This is a genomic window from Allotamlana fucoidanivorans (assembly GCF_006265225.1).
Lineage (GTDB): Bacteria > Bacteroidota > Bacteroidia > Flavobacteriales > Flavobacteriaceae > Allotamlana > Allotamlana fucoidanivorans.
In genome coordinates this window covers 1-299 of record NZ_VDCS01000096.1, presented here as the reverse complement: position 1 = coordinate 299, position 299 = coordinate 1, and the positions used below count along the sequence as shown (strand labels likewise).

Sequence of the window (299 nt, the reverse complement as noted above, 5' to 3'; positions counted from 1 at the left end):
GCTACCTATACCCTAACACAACCGCAAGTAGTAAGCTATACTAGTCCTTCTGATGATACAGCTGATGCCTGTGAGTTTGATAATGCGGATCCTACTGCAGCTCAAAATGCACTGGATGCTGATATTGCAGCTTGGGTAACTAATCAAACAGCTATTATAAATAACAGTTTAACAGGGGGATGTTCACCGAGCGTATCGCATGATTTTACCAATCAGTCTATTGACTTCTGTACGGGAGGTACGGTAACCATTACCTGGACGGTAGAAGATATCTGTGGCTCTACTAATCCTACTGCTAC

At 43.1% G+C, this 299-nt stretch carries 1 protein-coding gene; it reads left to right on the top strand.

What is annotated here, in order from left to right; translation table 11 throughout:
• The coding region (locus FGF67_RS17340) for a hypothetical protein (protein WP_158293251.1) at positions 1–299 on the top strand (299 nt) is incomplete at both ends.